The following is a 16,364-nucleotide window of genomic DNA, read 5'->3' on the forward strand; positions in this document are numbered from 1 at the left end:
ACTCATAATTATAATCAATTAATTTCATATATCTAGTACTTTTTCCTTAATAGCCAATTTATGGGCGTGAATAACCAAAAGGCAGGCCGCGAGAACAAAAAAACACCCCTTCTCTCATTACAAAGGGGTGAATCTATGCTTGTATTCTTTAAATTTGTACCGGCTCATCAAGGCCGTTTTACCATACCCGGCAAAGCCGATCTCATACGATCTGTTGCTTACCTCTTCTATTCTGCTGACTTTGTTCAGGTTCACAATAAATGATCTGTGAACTCTGGAAAAATTATCTCCCAGCTTTTCCTCCAACTCGCCCAGGGTTTGCTGCACCCTGTAAACGTTGCCTCCAGTGTGGATTAAACTGACTTTATCCCGCTTCTCAATAAACAGGATCTCGCCCGGAGCTATCATGAATATTTCATTCCCGGCCTTGAACATCATTTTTTCGGGACTGCTCCCGGCGTCCTGCTTTCTTTTTACCTTGTCCGCAAGGCTGCTTATGACTTCGTTGACTCTGTCCTTTTTCACCGGCTTGAGAATATAGTCGTAGGGATGGACAGCGAAGGATTCAATTGCGTATTGGGCATATCCGGTTATAAAGACAAAATATGTTTCAGAACTGAAATCATATATATTCTTTGCGACCTGTATGCCGTTCAACTCTTCTTCAGGCGCCAGCTCTATGTCCAATAGGACAATGCTGGGCTTGTGTTGCCTGGCGAGACTGATTGCTTCTTGGCTGCTCGAAGTGTCGATTACCTGGTCAACGAAAGGATTTTCAGATACCAACTTCTTGAGAAACCGCCTGGTGTAATGCTCATCTTCGAGAAGTAAAATGCTTACCATCTATATCAGTCCCCGTGTTTTAAGCCCTCAGGAATGTCGGGTTCATAAGTGATCCACCAGCAATTCGGGCTTACCCCGGTCTGGGCGACAAAAACCAGCACTGCGGCCAGGGTGTTGACCATGATCACTGCCAATCTGTTCAACATTGTTTTCACCCCCTCAAGAATATATTCGGGATATTATCAAGGGCTTTAACCGCCCTGTATCCCCAGGGTGTTATGAGAAATAAGCTGCCGAGGGTTCCCAGGACTGCTGCAAAAGCGTAAACGGTCAATTCATGTTGTATCAGTACCATTGTAACAGCAGAGCATACTGTTAAAACAAAGAGAGCTTTATTTCTTTGCCGCAGTCTCATTGACTCGTCTTTAATCTGTTTCTTTTCCGTACCTGCGGGAGCCCACCGCAAGATGATGTAAATGCCTGTCAATATGGTTAATGCCGAAATACCTGTTAACGCTGCAAGGCTTACATCTATAGTCATCGCCAGTTTACCAAGGCCCAAAAGCAAAGCGGTACCAACAATCAGGCATCCTGAATACGTACTTAAATGAGTGCCTCCTCCGAAATAGCGCAGCGATGCAAAGGCTACCAGGCATACCATGGTTGTTTTAAAGGCACCGATAATGAATGATAACAATATTAAAAGCGTTAGCTGCACAAGTGTTCCAAGTATGATTTCCAATCCGTAAGCAAAAATATCTATTTTAGCCCGCTCAACCTGCAACTGCGTTCCCATGGTCACGGCAATTCTCCGGGCAAACGCCTTCATCATTTATTCCCTGCCCCTGTCTGGAAGATGTACTATAAATGTTGTCCGTTCTCCTGATATGACATCGATTTTTCCTCCGTACTTGTCCACCAGTTTTTTAACCAAATACAAGCCATACCCGCGAGCTTTGGAACCCTTGGTAGTGTACCCTTCTTTAAATAGCCGCCGCCTTGCCTCCTCTGAGATTTTAGACCCGGTATTATACACATATATGACATAATTCGCATTTTCGTATTTTATTTCTACGGCCACCCGACGGTTGAAAGGGTCCTGGAGAGCGGCCTCCAAGGCATTATCCAGAAGGTTGCCCAGTATACTGCATAGGTCCCAGGGGGATATATTAATATTGGCAACATCACATTTTACGGCAAAAGCAAAGCCGATTTTCTTGGCCTCAGCTACTTTTTGTTTACTGTTGAAGAGTGCGGTAAGTGCTGGATGTCCTACGTGAATTAATCCTTCCGTATGTCTGTAACTCTCCGCTATTCCCTCAATATATTCCTGTGCTTGATCCGTTTCTTCCAGGTACAACATCGCCTGTATGGTCTGGATGTGCCTGCTGTGCTCGTGTTTTTGGGCCTGCGAAGCGCTCAGAATGTCCTCCACATGCAGGAGGTGCGTTTTCAAAAGGTTCAATTCTATTAATTTCCTGGTACCCTCTTCAAGTCTTTTGATTGAAAAAACGGCAAGAACACTCAAAGCTAAAACCACCAGGTTTACAAATGGCAGGAACCCCTTTAAATCGTCGATGCCATTGGCAAGGTATATTTGCTGATTAATCATAACAATAAACCATGCTTCGAGGAGTATGGTAGAAATGATTAGCAATCTACCATTTTTAAACAATGCAATCAATCCTTATTCAGTCTCAAATCGAAGAGCGCATAATTGCGTTTCTTCGCTAGAAGATAAACAACCGCCATAATGGTACCTGAAGGCAGGAAGTATAATACGTTCAACCAGGGCTCCGATGCCAGGCTATCTGTAGTGGCAGCTGTTATCTTGAGCAGTACAGGCACTAACACTCCCTCCAGGACTCCGAGAATCAACGATCCGGTAAGAATTGAAATAAAGCAGTGCCACAGATTTGTTCCTGTAACAACAGTTGCTAAAAGTGTTGAGGACACCGCAAGTATTATTGTGTGGACGCCAAACGGGAGGGGCAATCCTCGTGCAAAGATCGACACAACACCAACTGCCAGGGACAACAATAATGCTTTTGAACAGCTTACGGGCAGGTTGAAAAGCCGAAACCCGATTTTAATGATGAGAAATGTTTGCGGGATTGAAAGCAGTAGAACGATATACCAGGGCAACGGTGTCGGATGCGATGCGCCAGCATTGCTTTGATGTCCTTCCAAAAACTTCTACATTTACTTACAAGTTCCTGCCGCTTGGCGCAAATAACCCAATTCTGGGCTTAAATAACCAAACTTGGGTTAGAAGTGAATGAAACGGATGATTGCCATGCAAAAAACATTGGCGGTTTTGCTACATCAATCTTTCTACGCAAAAATAAAAAATTGCAGCTGATTCACTCAGACAATTCATTGCCACGTACAATTTTTTGTTTCGATAATAATTAAATCCTTTATGGGCATGATACTATAATGGCCGAGCCAAGAGCGTTACAGGGTCAAACGGCTCTGTAGGCCAAAGGTCGGTATCGGGTCATAATGGTTCGATATCGGCCGGAGGGAAGATCGGTGGATGTTCCGGCAGGTTCTGCAGCAGTCCAAAACGATTGCTGCAGGGTCGTAAGGGATATTCATCGGTCGAGCTAAGATTACCATGGGTGTCGGCATGCTTTTACTTCGGTACAGCAAGAGGTTTACAGCAGTCGAAAGATTGCTGTGGGCTTCCTAGGCATGCATGGTAGTCGAGCAAAGGTCATTACGGGTTCCGTAATGGTCTATGGCAGTCGAAAGATTGTCATGGGCTATGCAGGGATGCGTAGTGGCTGTAGCGTAGGTCATTGCGGGCTCTTAACATAGAAACCTTCCTCTTAGTGAGGAAGGTTTCTTGTTTCCAAAACATAAAGCCTTAGTTGCCTTACCGTATCTTCAACAAAAAAATTGCATCATAATTTATTTTCATGGTTTTTTTTAATATGATTATTCCTGTTTTTTAATAACGCCCGCACACCTCGGGCAGATGGCCGGGTGTTCCGGATCAAGCCCTACTTCTTCGTGATACATCCAGCAGCGTTCGCACTTTTGGCCCGAAGCGGGTTTCACCACAACAGACAAATCCGGCATCGTATCAATGGCGCGGGCTCCCGCCGGGGCTTCAGCCATGGGCTTGAGAGCTGCTTGCGACACGATGAAAATTGTGGCCAGGTCATCCGCGGCGGGTTTAAGGAAATTATACAATTCCGCTCCGGCATATAGTTCCACAGCAGCCTCCAGAGAATTGCCGATCACCTTCTCCCGCCTCGCCTCCTCCAAAGCCCTGGTAATTTCACCGCGCACGGCCAGGAGACGCTCCCACTTTTGTTCCAATTCCTCGTCGAGGTAGTCATCTACAACCTGCGGCATCCCGGCCAGCTGTACGCTGATCGCCTTTCCTTTGTCGTCCGGCACATAGCGCCAGATTTCCTCAGAGGTAAAGGCCAGTACCGGGGCCAGCAGCCGGACCAGCGCCTGCAGGACTTCGTTGAGGACTGTCTGGGCGGCCCTGCGCTCTGTTGATTCGGCCGGCATGGTGTAGAGGCGGTCCTTAATGATGTCAAGATATAAAGCGCTCATGTCAATAGCACAGAAGGTGTGGACGGCATGGTAAACGACATGGTACTCATAGTCCTGATAGCCGCCGGTAACCTTCTTCACCAGCTTCTGCAGCTTGGACAGAGCCCAGCGGTCGATTTCGGGCAACTGAGCATAACCCACCTTGTGCACGGCCGGATCGAAATCATGGAGGTTGCCGAGCAGGAAGCGGCAGGTGTTTCTTATTTTGCGGTAGGCCTCGGTCATTTGCTTCATAATGCTGGGGGAAGCCGCCAGATCCCCCCGGTAGTCTGCAGAACTGACCCACAGGCGCAGGATATCGGCGCCCAGTTGTTTAATAACCTTGGCCGGATCAACCACGTTGCCCAGTGATTTGGACATTTTGCGGCCCTTTTCATCTACAACAAACCCGTGTGTCAGGACCGCCCGGTAGGGCGCCTGCCCGGTGACGGCCACCGAGGTGGATAGTGATGAGTTGAACCAACCCCGGTGCTGATCGCTGCCCTCAAGGTAAAGGTCTGCCGGGCGGCACAGGTCGGGCCACACCTGCGGTTCATCCAGCACACCGAAGTGACTGGTGCCGGAGTCAAACCATACATCCATGATGTCGGTTTCCTTGGTAAAGCCATCACAGCCGCAATGATCGCATTTCATACCCGGCGGGAGCAATTCTGAAGCTTCCCGGGCAAACCAGACGTCGGAACCATGTTCCCGGAAAAGTCCCTGCAGGTGGCTGATCGTCTGGTCGTTGATCAATTCCTTGCCGCAGTCCCGGCAGTAAAAAATCGGAATCGGCACACCCCAGCTGCGCTGGCGTGAAATGCACCAGTCGCCCCGGTTGGCCACCATGTTATAAATCCGCTCCTCCCCCCAGCCCGGGATCCAGCGCACCGTCCGGATGGCGTCCAGAGTGGCCTGACGAAACCCGTCAATGGAGGCGAACCACTGTTCCGTGGCCCTGAAGAAAACAGGCTTCTTGCAGCGCCAACAGTGAGGATACTGGTGCTGGATGGTAGAATGCTCCATAAGATGGCCGCGGTTTTCCAGTTCCTCAATGATGGACTTATTGGCGTCCAGATAAAATTCTCCGGCAAAGACGCCGCCTTCCTCCGTAAAGCGTCCTTTGGCGTCAACCGGTGAGAGGACGGGCAGGCCGTACTTCTTGCCCACTATAAAGTCTTCCATGCCGTGGCCAGGGGCGGTATGCACACAACCGGTGCCCTGGTCGAGGGTTACATGGTCGCCCAGGATTACCAGGGAAGCCCGGTCGACAAACGGGTGTTTACACACTATTTGCTCCAGCTCCGTACCCCTGAATGTTTTTATGGTTTCAACGTCATCAAGGCCAACCGTCTTAACAAAACTCTCCATCAATTCGGAGGCAACCAGATATTTTTCACTGCCTGCCCTGAATAACACATATTCAAAATCAGGGTGGAGAGTGATAGCCAGGTTGGCCGGCAAGGTCCAGGGGGTGGTGGTCCAGATTACCACGAAGGTGCTGTCTTCAGGAAGTACCCCCTTGCCGTCCTGCACCGGGAACCTCACAAAAATCGAAGCAGACTGTTTGTCGGCATACTCCACTTCGGCTTCAGCCAGAGCGGTTTCGCAAGAGGCGCACCAGTATACCGGTTTGAGTCCCTTGTAAATGTAACCTTTCTTGGCCATATCGCCAAAAACACCGATCTGGCGGGCCTCATAATGGGGCATCAAAGTCAGATAAGGATTGTCCCAATCCCCCCGTACCCCCAGCCGTTTGAATTCCTCTTTCTGAATATCGACATACTTCAGAGCGAACTCCTTGCACTTGCCGCGAAACTCTACCGGGTGGATATTATTGCGGTTAAGCCCAAAGGCCTTGATGGCCTGTTGTTCGATGGGGAGGCCGTGCGTATCCCATCCCGGCACATAGGGTGCGTTAAAGCCCGACATGGAATGGAACTTGACTATGATATCCTTCAATATTTTATTTAAAACATGACCAAGGTGAATGTGGCCGTTCGCGTAGGGCGGCCCGTCGTGCAGGATGTACTTGGGACAATCACGTTGTTGTTCCTGTACCAGCCGGTAGATGTCAATATCTTCCCAGAATTTTAAGATCTCCGGTTCTCTTTCGGGCAGGTTGCCCCGCATCGGAAAATCTGTTTTAGGCAGGTTTAAAGTCTTACTGTAGTCCATCTTTTTAATACCCCTCCAAAATTTAAACATATATGAACTTGACTATTATGAACGAATAAATCCCGCCCCCAAAGGGACGGGATTATAGCCCGTGGTACCACCCTAAATGCCGGCCCGCCAGTTATGAGCTGCTAAGGCCTGCCACTCCAGCCGCCCGGTAACGGTGGCGATCCGGCCTGGCTTAATCCCCCGCAGGGTTTCAGCCGGCGCCTCACGGGTGATTTTTAACGTTTATCCGTACCCGGTTCCCACCATACCCGGGTTCTCTTTACCGGAATTACACGCCTACTCGTCCCGCTCACAGGCAACTATCGAGCCTTAACAGACAATATTATATAGAAAAGGCCCTGGTGCGTCAACTTGCCAAGTAATTTTTCCCAACCAATAGAAATTATGAATGCTTATAATGAAAATATTGGGCAAAAAAACAAATTCAAAAGGTTAACTGGTTCTCGAAAAGCCTCTGGGGTAGTGGTCATGGGGTTATCCTCCGTTCTCTTCGCAATTCTCCATTTGTGCAACAAGAACAACATGCCGACCGCATATACAGACAGCCACCTGGTGGCTACGCGCTATTTAAGCTTTTCTGCAAGCTACGCACGCGCTAAGGAACGCACCCAGGTGCTCCGTTCACTCCGGATAACCCCATGCCCGCAAGTCAAGCCTTTTCGAGAACAATTTTTGTGATATGAAACAGGGATATGTGTTTAGGGCAGCCGTTTTTGAACTTCTGATATACTGACTCCTTTAATCTTGACAACTTTATTGCGTCCGGTCAGACCGGACAGGATTTCTACCTGGCCGCGGCCGACCGACAGGAGGTCGGCCAGGAAGGCGCGGCACGCCTCATTGGCTTCCCCATCCACCGGAGGCGCCGTCAGCCGTACCCGCAGGGCGTCTTCGAAAAGTCCCGCCAGCTGGTTTTTGGACGCACGCGGCTGGACTCTGACCTTGAAGGACACGCCGTCTTTTTCTTCTTTGAGCGGCAGCACCTTATACAACCCCTCCTTTACGGATATTTGCCAGCGTATAGGCGACTGCTTTACGCAGTTCCTCAGCCAGGTCCACCAGGTGTTCACAACCCTGTGGCCCGCCGACTATTTCAGACAACTGTTTCTTGGCGCATTCTGTAAGGACCAGACCTTTCAATCTACCGGGGAGCAAAGCACACTCAAAACACACCTGATCCGGCGCCCTGAGAAAGCTGCCGGAGCATTCTTCAACCCGGCCGGCAAGGTCCAGGCGGCTCAACAGGCCCAGCTCGTGGTAGGAGTCGCTAAAGCCGCTATGAACGATGAGACCGTCCGCCAAAAGGTAAACAGCGCAGTTTTTGGAGCGGTTGAAAAGGTTTAAACCGTGCTGCAGCCCGTCCACATACTCGTTCCACCAGCGTGTAACACGATGAAGGTTGCTTTGATAACGGCAGGTGTCAACCTGAAACTTCCGCCAGTGTTCACAATAGGATTTCAGGGTGGGGAATCCTCTCTCCCGGAAGAGAAAAGTTTCCGACTGGATAATACCCTTGACGCATTCGGCAAGCAACTCCCGGGCCAGCCCGCCGGCATGTTCTCCAACCTCTCTGCGGAGGTCACGACCTGCATTAAAATAAGCAGTTGTTCCTTTCAGGCCGGGCGCCTCTTGACTGCCGTTAAAAATCCCTGCGGGCGAGCGAAATACTTCCCAGCGGGCATCTTTAATTTCAAAAGAAGACTGGTCTGCCTTAAGCCTGCCGGTTGCTTCCAGTTCTGTCCCCAGGACAGACGCCTCCGCCAGCAATTCACCGGAATGAATACGTTTCACCGAACAAAACCAGCTTTTCTGGTAGATCAATTTCATATGATAAAACCCCTTGTTGGTCCACTTTTTTTAAAGCCTACACCCCCGGGCGGCAGAGGGTGATAAAATTATTCAGGATCCGGGCCGTCACGCCCCAGATAAAATATTCACCGTATTCGTAAAAGTAAACGGGGAAAGACCACTGTTTCGACCAATTCTCTTTCTCTTTATAGCTTTCGGGCACCCTGTGGAATGGAAAATCAGCGGGGTAGCGGGTCGCTACTTCAACCGTGCTTGCCATGGGCGGAGAGATAAAATGTTCCAGCGGAGCTAAAAAAGTACCTGCAACCTCATTGGGGTTGGGATTGATTATATCCAGGTCCTCAATCAGCCCTAAAAAAGGATAGATCAGCGTGCCGGGCGGGGTAATCTGGTAGTCCAGGGGGCCAATCAAAACCGCCTGGTCCCGGCGAATACCCAGTTCTTCAACAGCCTCGCGGATAGCCGTCTCCTGCGGCCGTTCCATTTCTTCCGGCTCGACTTTACCACCCGGAAAACAAATCTCACCCGGCTGCCTGTTGAGATTTTCAGACCTAACCTCAAAAAGGACATGCGGTATCCCCTCTTTTTTCACTATGGGCACCAGAACAGCCGATACCAGACACTCACTTTCATTGTGTATTCTCGGTCGCCTACCGGCTATCCTCCTGATAAGTTCCAATTTAATCCTCCTTAAATGCGTGTTCAAAAAGCCTCCATGCCAGGAGACTTTTTGAGCCTAAAACTATCAAATTAAAAAAGGGATAGAACAGTACACCATACTCATTCAGGCAGTTTCTTCCCTGTGTTCATCCTCGGCGGGGATACTATCTTCCTCGCCATCCAAATATTTCATTTGAGCTTCCAAAAAAGCGCGGAATTTCATTCTGAATACCTGGGCATCCCGTTCCATCCGGTGGTACTCTTCATAGATAAGCTTTGCTTTTTCTTCCGCGTCTTTGATCATGCCGGCGGCTTTCAGGTCTGCCTCCTGAATTAGCGCCGCCGCTTCCTGTTCCGCCTCACGGGTTATCTGCTCCGCCTCAATCCTGGCCTGGTCCAGACGCAACGAGGTTTCCTTTTCGGCATTCTGTCTCAGCTCATCGGCGCTCTTTTGGGCCATGATCATGGTGTTTTTAAGCACCTCTTCGATTTCACGGTAGCGGGCCGTGCTTTGCTCCGCCAGGACCAGCTTTTCTTTCAGGGTCTGGTTCTCCCGGAACAGCGCCTCATAGTCCTGGATAACCTGATCCAGAAAGGCGTCGACCTCTTCTTGCCGGTACCCGCGCATAGCCTTGCGAAACTCTTTTTTTTGAATATCGAGCGGTGTAATCAATGCCTCTTCACCTCAGGTTGGCTTAACTTTTTATTGGAGCGTGGTTGCCCACGGCCGCCGGCGGCGCACATATGATGAAAATACCAGCCGATGCAGGCGCCATTTCAATCATACACGGCGCGTTGGCGCCGTACTTGGGCGGCGGCTAATGTGGCTTTGTGCGAATGAATCCGCACCTACATTTTTTTGGATTCGCTCTGTGGGCTGAACAGCTGTACAGTTATTTTCAGAGTTATTCCACACGCCGCTATCGCGGCGCCACGTATACGGTTGAAATGTTTTTCGTGTCTAAAGTACCAAAGGCCTTTGATTAAACAAGCCTGTGCAGGAGGACCCCTGTCCTGCCGCTTTTGAGCGGACCCTTGACAGATTCAACAATTACCCGGCCTTTACCACGGGCGGAAAGCACGTCACCCTCTTTTACAAGTGCGGCAGGATCCGGGCATACGCGCCAGTTAATACTTAGCCGCTCTGCTTCAATTTCCCGCGCCATCTTGGAGCGGGATGTTCCAAAACCAGCTGCCGCCACTGCATCCAGGCGCAATGAGGAAACAGTAGCTTTGATTTCCCGGTATTTGACTGCCGGAGGCTGAAAATCATCCTGTCCCAGCTCGGACACCAACACTCCGATCTGACCCACTTTGTGCAGGTTGGTCAGGATATATGGGACCACTTCCCCGGCCACCACCACGTTGGCGTTATCCCCGGTCATGAGGATGTCCCCAAACTTTTCCCTTTTCAGCCCGAGTCCCAGGAGGGCTCCCTGAAAATCCCGGTGTGTGGCCCTGCAGTGTTTAAAATTGCCTTTGATCACCATAAAACCTAAATTAAACTCTTCCGGCAGCGGGGTAACGCCATTGAGGCAGATGGCCACCCTCTTCCGTTCGGCGCCCGGGTAACCACCATCAGCCGCAGCCACCAGTTCTAAACGCTGAACTACAGATATGATAAGGCCCGTCCGGTACGGGTCCAAGAAATCAGTAACCTGGGTGCGGCCGCTTTTGAGCACTGTTTCGGCCTGGTCCAGTGTCCTGGCCAGGATGGCCCGCTCCTCCCCGTTAGAAGCGTGGGCCAGGAGTTTTTCGCGATCCGGTTTCATAACAAGGCTATTAAAATTTTATTCACGAGGTTCCAAAGGAGGTGCCATACAAAAAAGGCCACGATGGGGGAGAAGTCCACAGCCCCAAAGGGTGGGATGAAACGCTTAAAAACATTCAGGTAGGGTTCGGTTACCTCATAAATAAACCGGATGAGAGGTTGATACGGATTATGGCGAACCCAGGAAAGCAGGATGCGAATAATTAACAGGTACATATATACTTGAAAGGCCACATTAACAGCCGTAATAATAATCCCCATGTCCACCTCACACTAAGTTTTGCTATTTTTTCCGGGAGCCAATTGGCTGGAGCGCAAGGCCGCTTCAGCCACCGCTTTCATCAGAACGGAACGCAGCGCCCCCTCCTCAAGCGCATAAAGTCCGGCAATGGTCGTCCCGCCCGGTGTCGTGACCATGTCCTTCAGTTTGGCCGGATGCTCGCCGGTTTCCAAAACCATTTTGGCCGACCCCAGCATGGTCTGGGCGGTTAAAACCCTGGCGACATCCCTGGAGAGTCCCAGCCGCACCGCGCCATCAATAAACCCTTCCATAATCAGGTACATATAAGCCGGTGCGCTGCCGCTTAAGCCTGTTACACAGTCCATCATCGACTCATCAACTACCACCGCCTGACCGGAAGCCTTTAAAATTGCCAGCGCCTTATCCATATTTGGCTGCGAACAGAACTTGCCGGGGGATAACGCGCTGGCGCCTTCACCTACCAGACAGGGGGTATTTGGCATCACCCGCACCACCGGAACGGGAGCCTTGAAAAAGCCTTCAATAAAATCTGTGGATATACCCGCCACAACCGAAACGACAGTTAGTTCGGGGCGAGCTGCGGGAGCTATCTCCTCCAATAAACCGGATATTGCCTGTGGCTTGACAGCCAGGACTACAATATCGGCCGCGCTCACAACAGAGCTATTATCCGCTGTTTTAATTCCAAACTTTTGTTCCAGGTATTCCTGCCTGGCGGCACTGATGTCGCTGGCATAGACAGAGGCGGGCTCCACCAGGCCTGAACGCAAAAGGCCGGTAATTAAAGCCTCAGCCATAGCGCCCCCGCCTAAAAAGCCTATTTTTTGATCTCGCAAAGGCACGGTACTACCTCCTTACGCAGTTTATGAACGCACCCAGGAAAAAATTCCTTTTTCACGGTTGCCCTCTTTTAACTCATTGGCGATATCCATATTGGCGGGCACAAAGAGGAAAACACCGTTACCCACTTTTTGCTGGCTGCCGCTTAAAGCATAGGTGGCCCCCATGACAAAGTCAACCACCCGCCGCGCCAGTTCGGCGTCGGCCTGTTCCAGGTTCAGGATGACCGGACGCCTGTTCTTCAAGTTGTCGGTAATTTCTTTGACCTCTTCAAAAGACCGGGGCTCAACCACAACCACCCTTACCTGACGCTGAGCGTGCTGCAGGCTGACCACAGTACTCTTTTCTCTATCTCTATCCCTTTTTCTCTGCCAACCCGGTTCCTCCTGGACTTCCTCGCGATTCTGTTTTTCCTCCTGGTCGATGTCTTCATCCTCAAAGCCCATGAAGCCAAGTACTTTATCTACAAGTTTGACGGCCACTGTCTTCCCTCCCGTAAATAATTTAATGTATATAGTTTAAACATCCCGCTCACCAAAAACAGCCGTTCCGATGCGCAGGATATTGGCCCCTTCCTCAACTGCTACCTCCCAGTCTCCAGACATGCCCATGGAAAGGTAGTCCATCTTTGAGCCTGGCGCCCTGTCTTCAACCTTTCGTGCTATATCCTTCAACTGCCTGAATACCGGACGGACCTCTTCCGGGTTTACCGACCAGGGCGCGATAGTCATCAGCCCCTCCACGGAAAGTCCCGCCAGTCCCGTAGCAGAAGCGACAAAATCCACGGTTTCAGATGGGGCGAGGCCGTACTTGGATTTTTCTCCTGCCACGTTTACCTGCACCAGCACTTTGGCGACTTGGCCCCTCTTAATGGCCGCCTGGTGGAGTTCCTCGGCCAGCTCCCAACGGTCCAGGGAATGGATTAGATGTACTTTGCCGATTATTTTATTTACTTTATTGGTCTGCAGGTGACCGATAAAATGCCATTCAACCCCTGGCGGCAATTGCTGGTACTTGTTCAGGAACTCCTGAACCCTGTTTTCTCCCAGCCGGTTAACGCCACAGTCCAGTGCTTCCTTAATTTTCTCAACCGGAACAGTCTTTGTTACAGCTACCAGCTTAATCTCGCCGGGATTGCGGCCGGCTCGCATGGCTGCCGTAACAATACGCTCCTGCAACCTTCTTAGATTCTTTACAACATCCAAATGAACTAACTCCTTGGTTTTTAGATCAGCCCCCTGCAGGCCCGGCCTTTTGAACAGGGCGCCTATTCGATCCAGTGTTCCTCCCTGGCCAGCAAGGGGTTATTTACATAACGGCTGTCTTCGGTCAATCCCGGCCCGGATACAGCCAGCATACCTTCCAGTTCACCTTCAATGGTGACCGGTTTCCAGTAGGCCTTCTTTTTGATAGAGAGGAAAATACCGGGTTGCTCTCCCCGAAAAACGATCGCCCTCTGTGGAACAAGAAAGCCTTTAAGAGTACGAGCGGTGATATTTAACCGTATTGTACGTTGATGCAGCAACTGATCCGGGTAAGCCGGCAACATGAAGTATCCCGCCCACATGTCACCTTTGTCCGACACTTTGAGTGATTTGACCGAAAGAGCTGAACCTTCCCAGTTAGCCTCCCACCAGGTGGGCTTGTCTATCTTCAAGTCCGGAAAATACGACTTGGGCGTCTCCGCATAGATATACACCGGGCTCAGGTTATCGATAATCTTTAAGACCGGCTGTCCCTTCTCAACCCGGACTCCCTCAGAAGTGGCTTTGTCATCTATTTTTTCAAATTTTGGAATACCTAATACGTCTATACTGTCGGGAGAGAGGATCTGCTCCAATCCGTCCAGGTGCGTGCAGCAAATACCTGCAACAGGTGTTGCGATATCATAGGTTTCTCCACCGACCTCCTGCTGCACCGCTAAGACCTGGGCAGCTTTGGCGCCGGCTTCCAGCCGGTCTCCATCGGCAGCGGCAAGGTGCAGCTTTCCCCCAACCGGGGCCCGGAGCACAATTTCGTTTTTAAGCAATATTCCTTCCAGGGCAACGACCTGGGCTACCTCCTGCCTGGTCAGAAACTGAACATTTGAGACCTTTGCGACAAACCGTCCCCAGAAGACAAAACCCAATACCAGGAGCAACACGAGTAAGCCGGCGCCCCTGCGAAATATAGCCGTCCGTCGCCTCCTCCGCTTAGCAGACTTCGGGGCAGACATATCTCTTTTCATAGGCGTGTATTTTACCTTCAAATGGAAAGTTTATTCGACGGTAGAAAGGCAATTCCTGCGTAAAAAAGCGCCGGATTAGCGCTTTTTTAAAATTAACGGCAATAAATACTTCACGCTGAACAATAATCCCTGAAGTTTTATCCGGGATAAGAAAATATATAAAGGCTACTCACTATGGTTGGGTATGGCTAAAGGCAGTACAAATGAAAAAGTGCTGCCCACGCCCAAATTACTCTCGACCTGTACTGTTCCATGATGGGCGTCAATGATGTGTTTCACAATGGAGAGACCGAGACCTGTGCCTCCCTGTTCACGCGACCTGGCCTTGTCGACCCGGTAAAAACGCTCAAAAACACGGTGCAAACTTTCCTGTGGAATTCCGATACCATTGTCCTGCACATCCACTTTTAATTCATGCGCCCCGGCAGAAGCTCTGATGTGGATTTCACCACCGGACTGGGTATAGCTAATCGAGTTGTCGATAAGGTTAATCAGGACCTGGCACATCATATCCGCATCGCCTTCAAAGACCGGAATGGTTTCAGAAGCTTCAACCTCAATGGTAATTTCTTTTTCTATGGCCCTTGGTTTCAGAATGGTAACGGCCCTGTCAATCAAGTTACCGATATTCAAGGGCTGCCAGTTGGGGATAGCCCTTTTGTCCTCTATTTTAGAAAGGTTTAAAAGTTCGTCAATCAGCCTGGACAGCCGCTCCGTTTCAGTATTGATAATTTCCAGAAACGGCCTGGCAACTTTGGGGTCTTCCACGGCTCCATCCAGCAGGGTCTCAGCAAATCCCCGGATAGATGTAAGGGGGGTCCTGAGCTCATGAGAGACGTTGGCGACAAAATCGCTGCGCATCTCCTCAACTCTTTTGCGTTCCGTAATATCTTTTAAAACAGCCACCAACCCTCCCTGCTCGGCCCCGACATTTTTGAGGGGGGTTACGTTAACATAAAATATGAAAGGATCCGGGGTCTGAATTTCCACCAGTTTATCTATCGGCTGGTCGGTTTCAAGAGCATGATTGATCATTTTCTCCAATTCGTTGTTGCGGATAATCCGGAGTATATTTTTACCCCTGCTGGCCTCCTGGGTTATCCCGAAAAGTTTTTCCACCACCGGATTAACCAGGATTACGCGTCCCCAGGGATCCATGGCTATCACCCCATCGGCCATACTGGCAAGGATCGCCTGGATCCTGTTTTTTTCAGCGATTATATCGTCAATGTTTGTTTTCAACTGCCTGGCCATATAATTGATGGAGCGCGCCAGGTCACCGATTTCATCCTGTGCAAAGATTCTGATTTCTTGCTCCAGGTTGCCTCTGGCCATATCCTGGGCAATACTGGCCATTTCCTCCAGAGGGCTGATTAACCTTGCATACATGATCAGAGCCAAAACGGTAGAAAACAAAAAGGCCACGAGGACCGCGCTCCAAAGGTTGAGCCGGTTAGCTGAAGTAAGCAGGGCCAGGGCGAAAAAAACCAGCAGAAGAATAAAATAGCTGGCTATCGGACTCCAGCCCAGGCGCCAGAGCGCGCCCAACCTATTTAACATATGGCGCCCTCCTTAAACCGGTACCCAACCCCGCGGACCGTCTCAATAATGTGATCCCCCTGGGGGAGCTGTTCGAGTTTTTGCCTGATATGACGGATATGGACGTCAACTGTACGCGAGTCACCCGCGTAGTCGTACCCCCAGACCTGCTCTAAAAGCTGGTCCCGGGAAAAAACTTTGCCCGGGTAGCGGGCCAGGAAACGGATTAATTCAAATTCCTTCAAGGTAAATTCTTGTTTTACACCGTCGATGTAAACGGCAAAACGCTCCTCATCGATGAGCATCCTCCCGTAATCCATCCGTCCCGCTGTCTGGACTTCCCCGGTTTTGCCCTCCCCCCGGGGACTCCGGCGCAGCCGGGCCTTGACCCGCGCTACCAGTTCCCTCGGACTGAAAGGTTTGGTAATGTAGTCATCGGCGCCCATCTCCAAACCCAACACCCGGTCCAGTTCGTCAGCTTTGGCGCTCAGCATAACAATGGGGATATCCTTGGTGAGGGGGTCCCGGTGCAGTTCCCGGCAGACTTCGAGACCGTCCATCTCAGGCAGCATGATATCAAGGAGGATTAAATCCGGGGTCTCGCTGCGGGCCAGTCCCAGGGCGCTCATACCGTCGAGAGATGTTAAAACCTGATAGCCTTCCCTTTCCAGGTTAAAGCGGACCAGTTCCAGTATATTTTTCTCGTCGTCCACAACCAGTATCTTGGACAT

General features: G+C 50.4%; 18 protein-coding genes and 1 other annotated feature. Of the genes, 1 reads left to right on the forward strand and 17 read right to left on the reverse strand.

The window, feature by feature from the left end; translation table 11 throughout:
• Positions 1–117: 117 nt before the first annotated feature.
• From Psfp_RS00375 to Psfp_RS00390, 4 genes are read right to left on the reverse strand one after another with little or no spacing between them, the layout of a single operon-like run.
• Positions 118–843: a LytTR family DNA-binding domain-containing protein gene (locus Psfp_RS00375; protein WP_134216565.1), complete on the reverse strand. Its 726-nt coding sequence runs from the start codon at positions 841–843 to the stop codon at positions 118–120.
• A 5-nt stretch (positions 844–848) separates the two neighbouring features.
• Positions 849–989: a cyclic lactone autoinducer peptide gene (locus tag Psfp_RS00380; protein WP_134216566.1), complete on the reverse strand. Its 141-nt coding sequence runs from the start codon at positions 987–989 to the stop codon at positions 849–851.
• 5 nt (positions 990–994) lie between these two features.
• Complete coding sequence (locus Psfp_RS00385; RefSeq protein ID WP_134216567.1) at positions 995–1,615, reverse strand: accessory gene regulator B family protein; 621 nt, start codon at positions 1,613–1,615, stop codon at positions 995–997.
• Positions 1,616–2,440 (reverse strand): ATP-binding protein, encoded by an 825-nt coding sequence (locus Psfp_RS00390; RefSeq protein WP_153189483.1) that lies wholly within the window; start codon positions 2,438–2,440, stop codon positions 1,616–1,618. It abuts the gene before it with no gap.
• A gap of 96 nt (positions 2,441–2,536) precedes the next feature.
• Here Psfp_RS00390 and Psfp_RS00395 point away from each other — a divergent pair, with 96 nt between their 5' ends.
• Entirely contained in the window at positions 2,537–2,962 is a 426-nt protein-coding gene (locus Psfp_RS00395; RefSeq protein WP_134216569.1) for a hypothetical protein, read from the forward strand.
• A 764-nt stretch (positions 2,963–3,726) separates the two neighbouring features.
• Here the strand turns inward: Psfp_RS00395 and ileS are convergent.
• The 13 genes from ileS to Psfp_RS00460 all read right to left on the reverse strand — a co-directional run bounded on the left by ileS (position 3,727) and on the right by Psfp_RS00460 (position 16,364).
• Positions 3,727–6,516, reverse strand: coding sequence for an isoleucine--tRNA ligase (gene ileS, locus Psfp_RS00400; protein WP_134216570.1), 2,790 nt, complete (start codon positions 6,514–6,516; stop codon positions 3,727–3,729).
• Between the two features lie 69 nt (positions 6,517–6,585).
• Positions 6,586–6,827, reverse strand: a binding site (T-box leader).
• Between the two features lie 396 nt (positions 6,828–7,223).
• Positions 7,224–7,508 (reverse strand): DUF167 domain-containing protein, encoded by a 285-nt coding sequence (locus Psfp_RS00405; protein WP_134216571.1) that lies wholly within the window; start codon positions 7,506–7,508, stop codon positions 7,224–7,226.
• Position 7,509: 1 nt separating this feature from the next.
• Entirely contained in the window at positions 7,510–8,352 is an 843-nt protein-coding gene (locus tag Psfp_RS00410; protein ID WP_134216572.1) for a DUF2889 domain-containing protein, read from the reverse strand.
• 37 nt (positions 8,353–8,389) lie between these two features.
• A complete protein-coding gene (locus tag Psfp_RS00415; RefSeq protein ID WP_134216573.1) occupies positions 8,390–9,013 on the reverse strand; it encodes a CoA pyrophosphatase in 624 nt (207 codons plus the stop codon).
• A 105-nt stretch (positions 9,014–9,118) separates the two neighbouring features.
• Positions 9,119–9,667 carry a DivIVA domain-containing protein gene (locus tag Psfp_RS00420; protein WP_134216574.1) on the reverse strand — a complete coding sequence of 183 codons (549 nt, stop codon included), beginning with the start codon at positions 9,665–9,667 and terminating at the stop codon, positions 9,119–9,121.
• A gap of 310 nt (positions 9,668–9,977) precedes the next feature.
• Positions 9,978–10,766: a YlmH/Sll1252 family protein gene (locus tag Psfp_RS00425; protein ID WP_134216575.1), complete on the reverse strand. Its 789-nt coding sequence runs from the start codon at positions 10,764–10,766 to the stop codon at positions 9,978–9,980.
• A complete protein-coding gene (locus tag Psfp_RS00430; RefSeq protein WP_134216576.1) occupies positions 10,763–11,026 on the reverse strand; it encodes a YggT family protein in 264 nt (87 codons plus the stop codon). Before Psfp_RS00430 ends, Psfp_RS00425 begins: the two co-directional genes overlap by 4 nt.
• 12 nt (positions 11,027–11,038) lie before the next feature.
• On the reverse strand, positions 11,039–11,869 hold the full coding sequence (proC, locus tag Psfp_RS00435; protein WP_134216577.1) for a pyrroline-5-carboxylate reductase: 831 nt from the start codon (positions 11,867–11,869) through the stop codon (positions 11,039–11,041).
• Positions 11,870–11,890: 21 nt separating this feature from the next.
• Positions 11,891–12,313, reverse strand: coding sequence for a cell division protein SepF (locus Psfp_RS00440; protein WP_134216645.1), 423 nt, complete (start codon positions 12,311–12,313; stop codon positions 11,891–11,893).
• Positions 12,314–12,385: 72 nt separating this feature from the next.
• The gene (locus Psfp_RS00445; protein WP_134216578.1) at positions 12,386–13,072 is read right to left on the reverse strand and encodes a YggS family pyridoxal phosphate-dependent enzyme; all 687 of its coding nucleotides are present in this window, start codon (positions 13,070–13,072) and stop codon (positions 12,386–12,388) included.
• A gap of 62 nt (positions 13,073–13,134) precedes the next feature.
• Positions 13,135–14,115, reverse strand: coding sequence for an HlyD family efflux transporter periplasmic adaptor subunit (locus Psfp_RS00450; RefSeq protein ID WP_153189484.1), 981 nt, complete (start codon positions 14,113–14,115; stop codon positions 13,135–13,137).
• A gap of 144 nt (positions 14,116–14,259) precedes the next feature.
• Positions 14,260–15,654: an ATP-binding protein gene (locus Psfp_RS00455; protein WP_134216580.1), complete on the reverse strand. Its 1,395-nt coding sequence runs from the start codon at positions 15,652–15,654 to the stop codon at positions 14,260–14,262.
• Positions 15,648–16,364: a response regulator transcription factor gene (locus Psfp_RS00460; protein WP_134216581.1), complete on the reverse strand. Its 717-nt coding sequence runs from the start codon at positions 16,362–16,364 to the stop codon at positions 15,648–15,650. Before Psfp_RS00460 ends, Psfp_RS00455 begins: the two co-directional genes overlap by 7 nt.

Source organism: Pelotomaculum sp. FP (assembly GCF_004369245.1).
GTDB classification, from domain to species: Bacteria; Bacillota; Desulfotomaculia; order Desulfotomaculales; family Pelotomaculaceae; genus Pelotomaculum_C; species Pelotomaculum_C schinkii.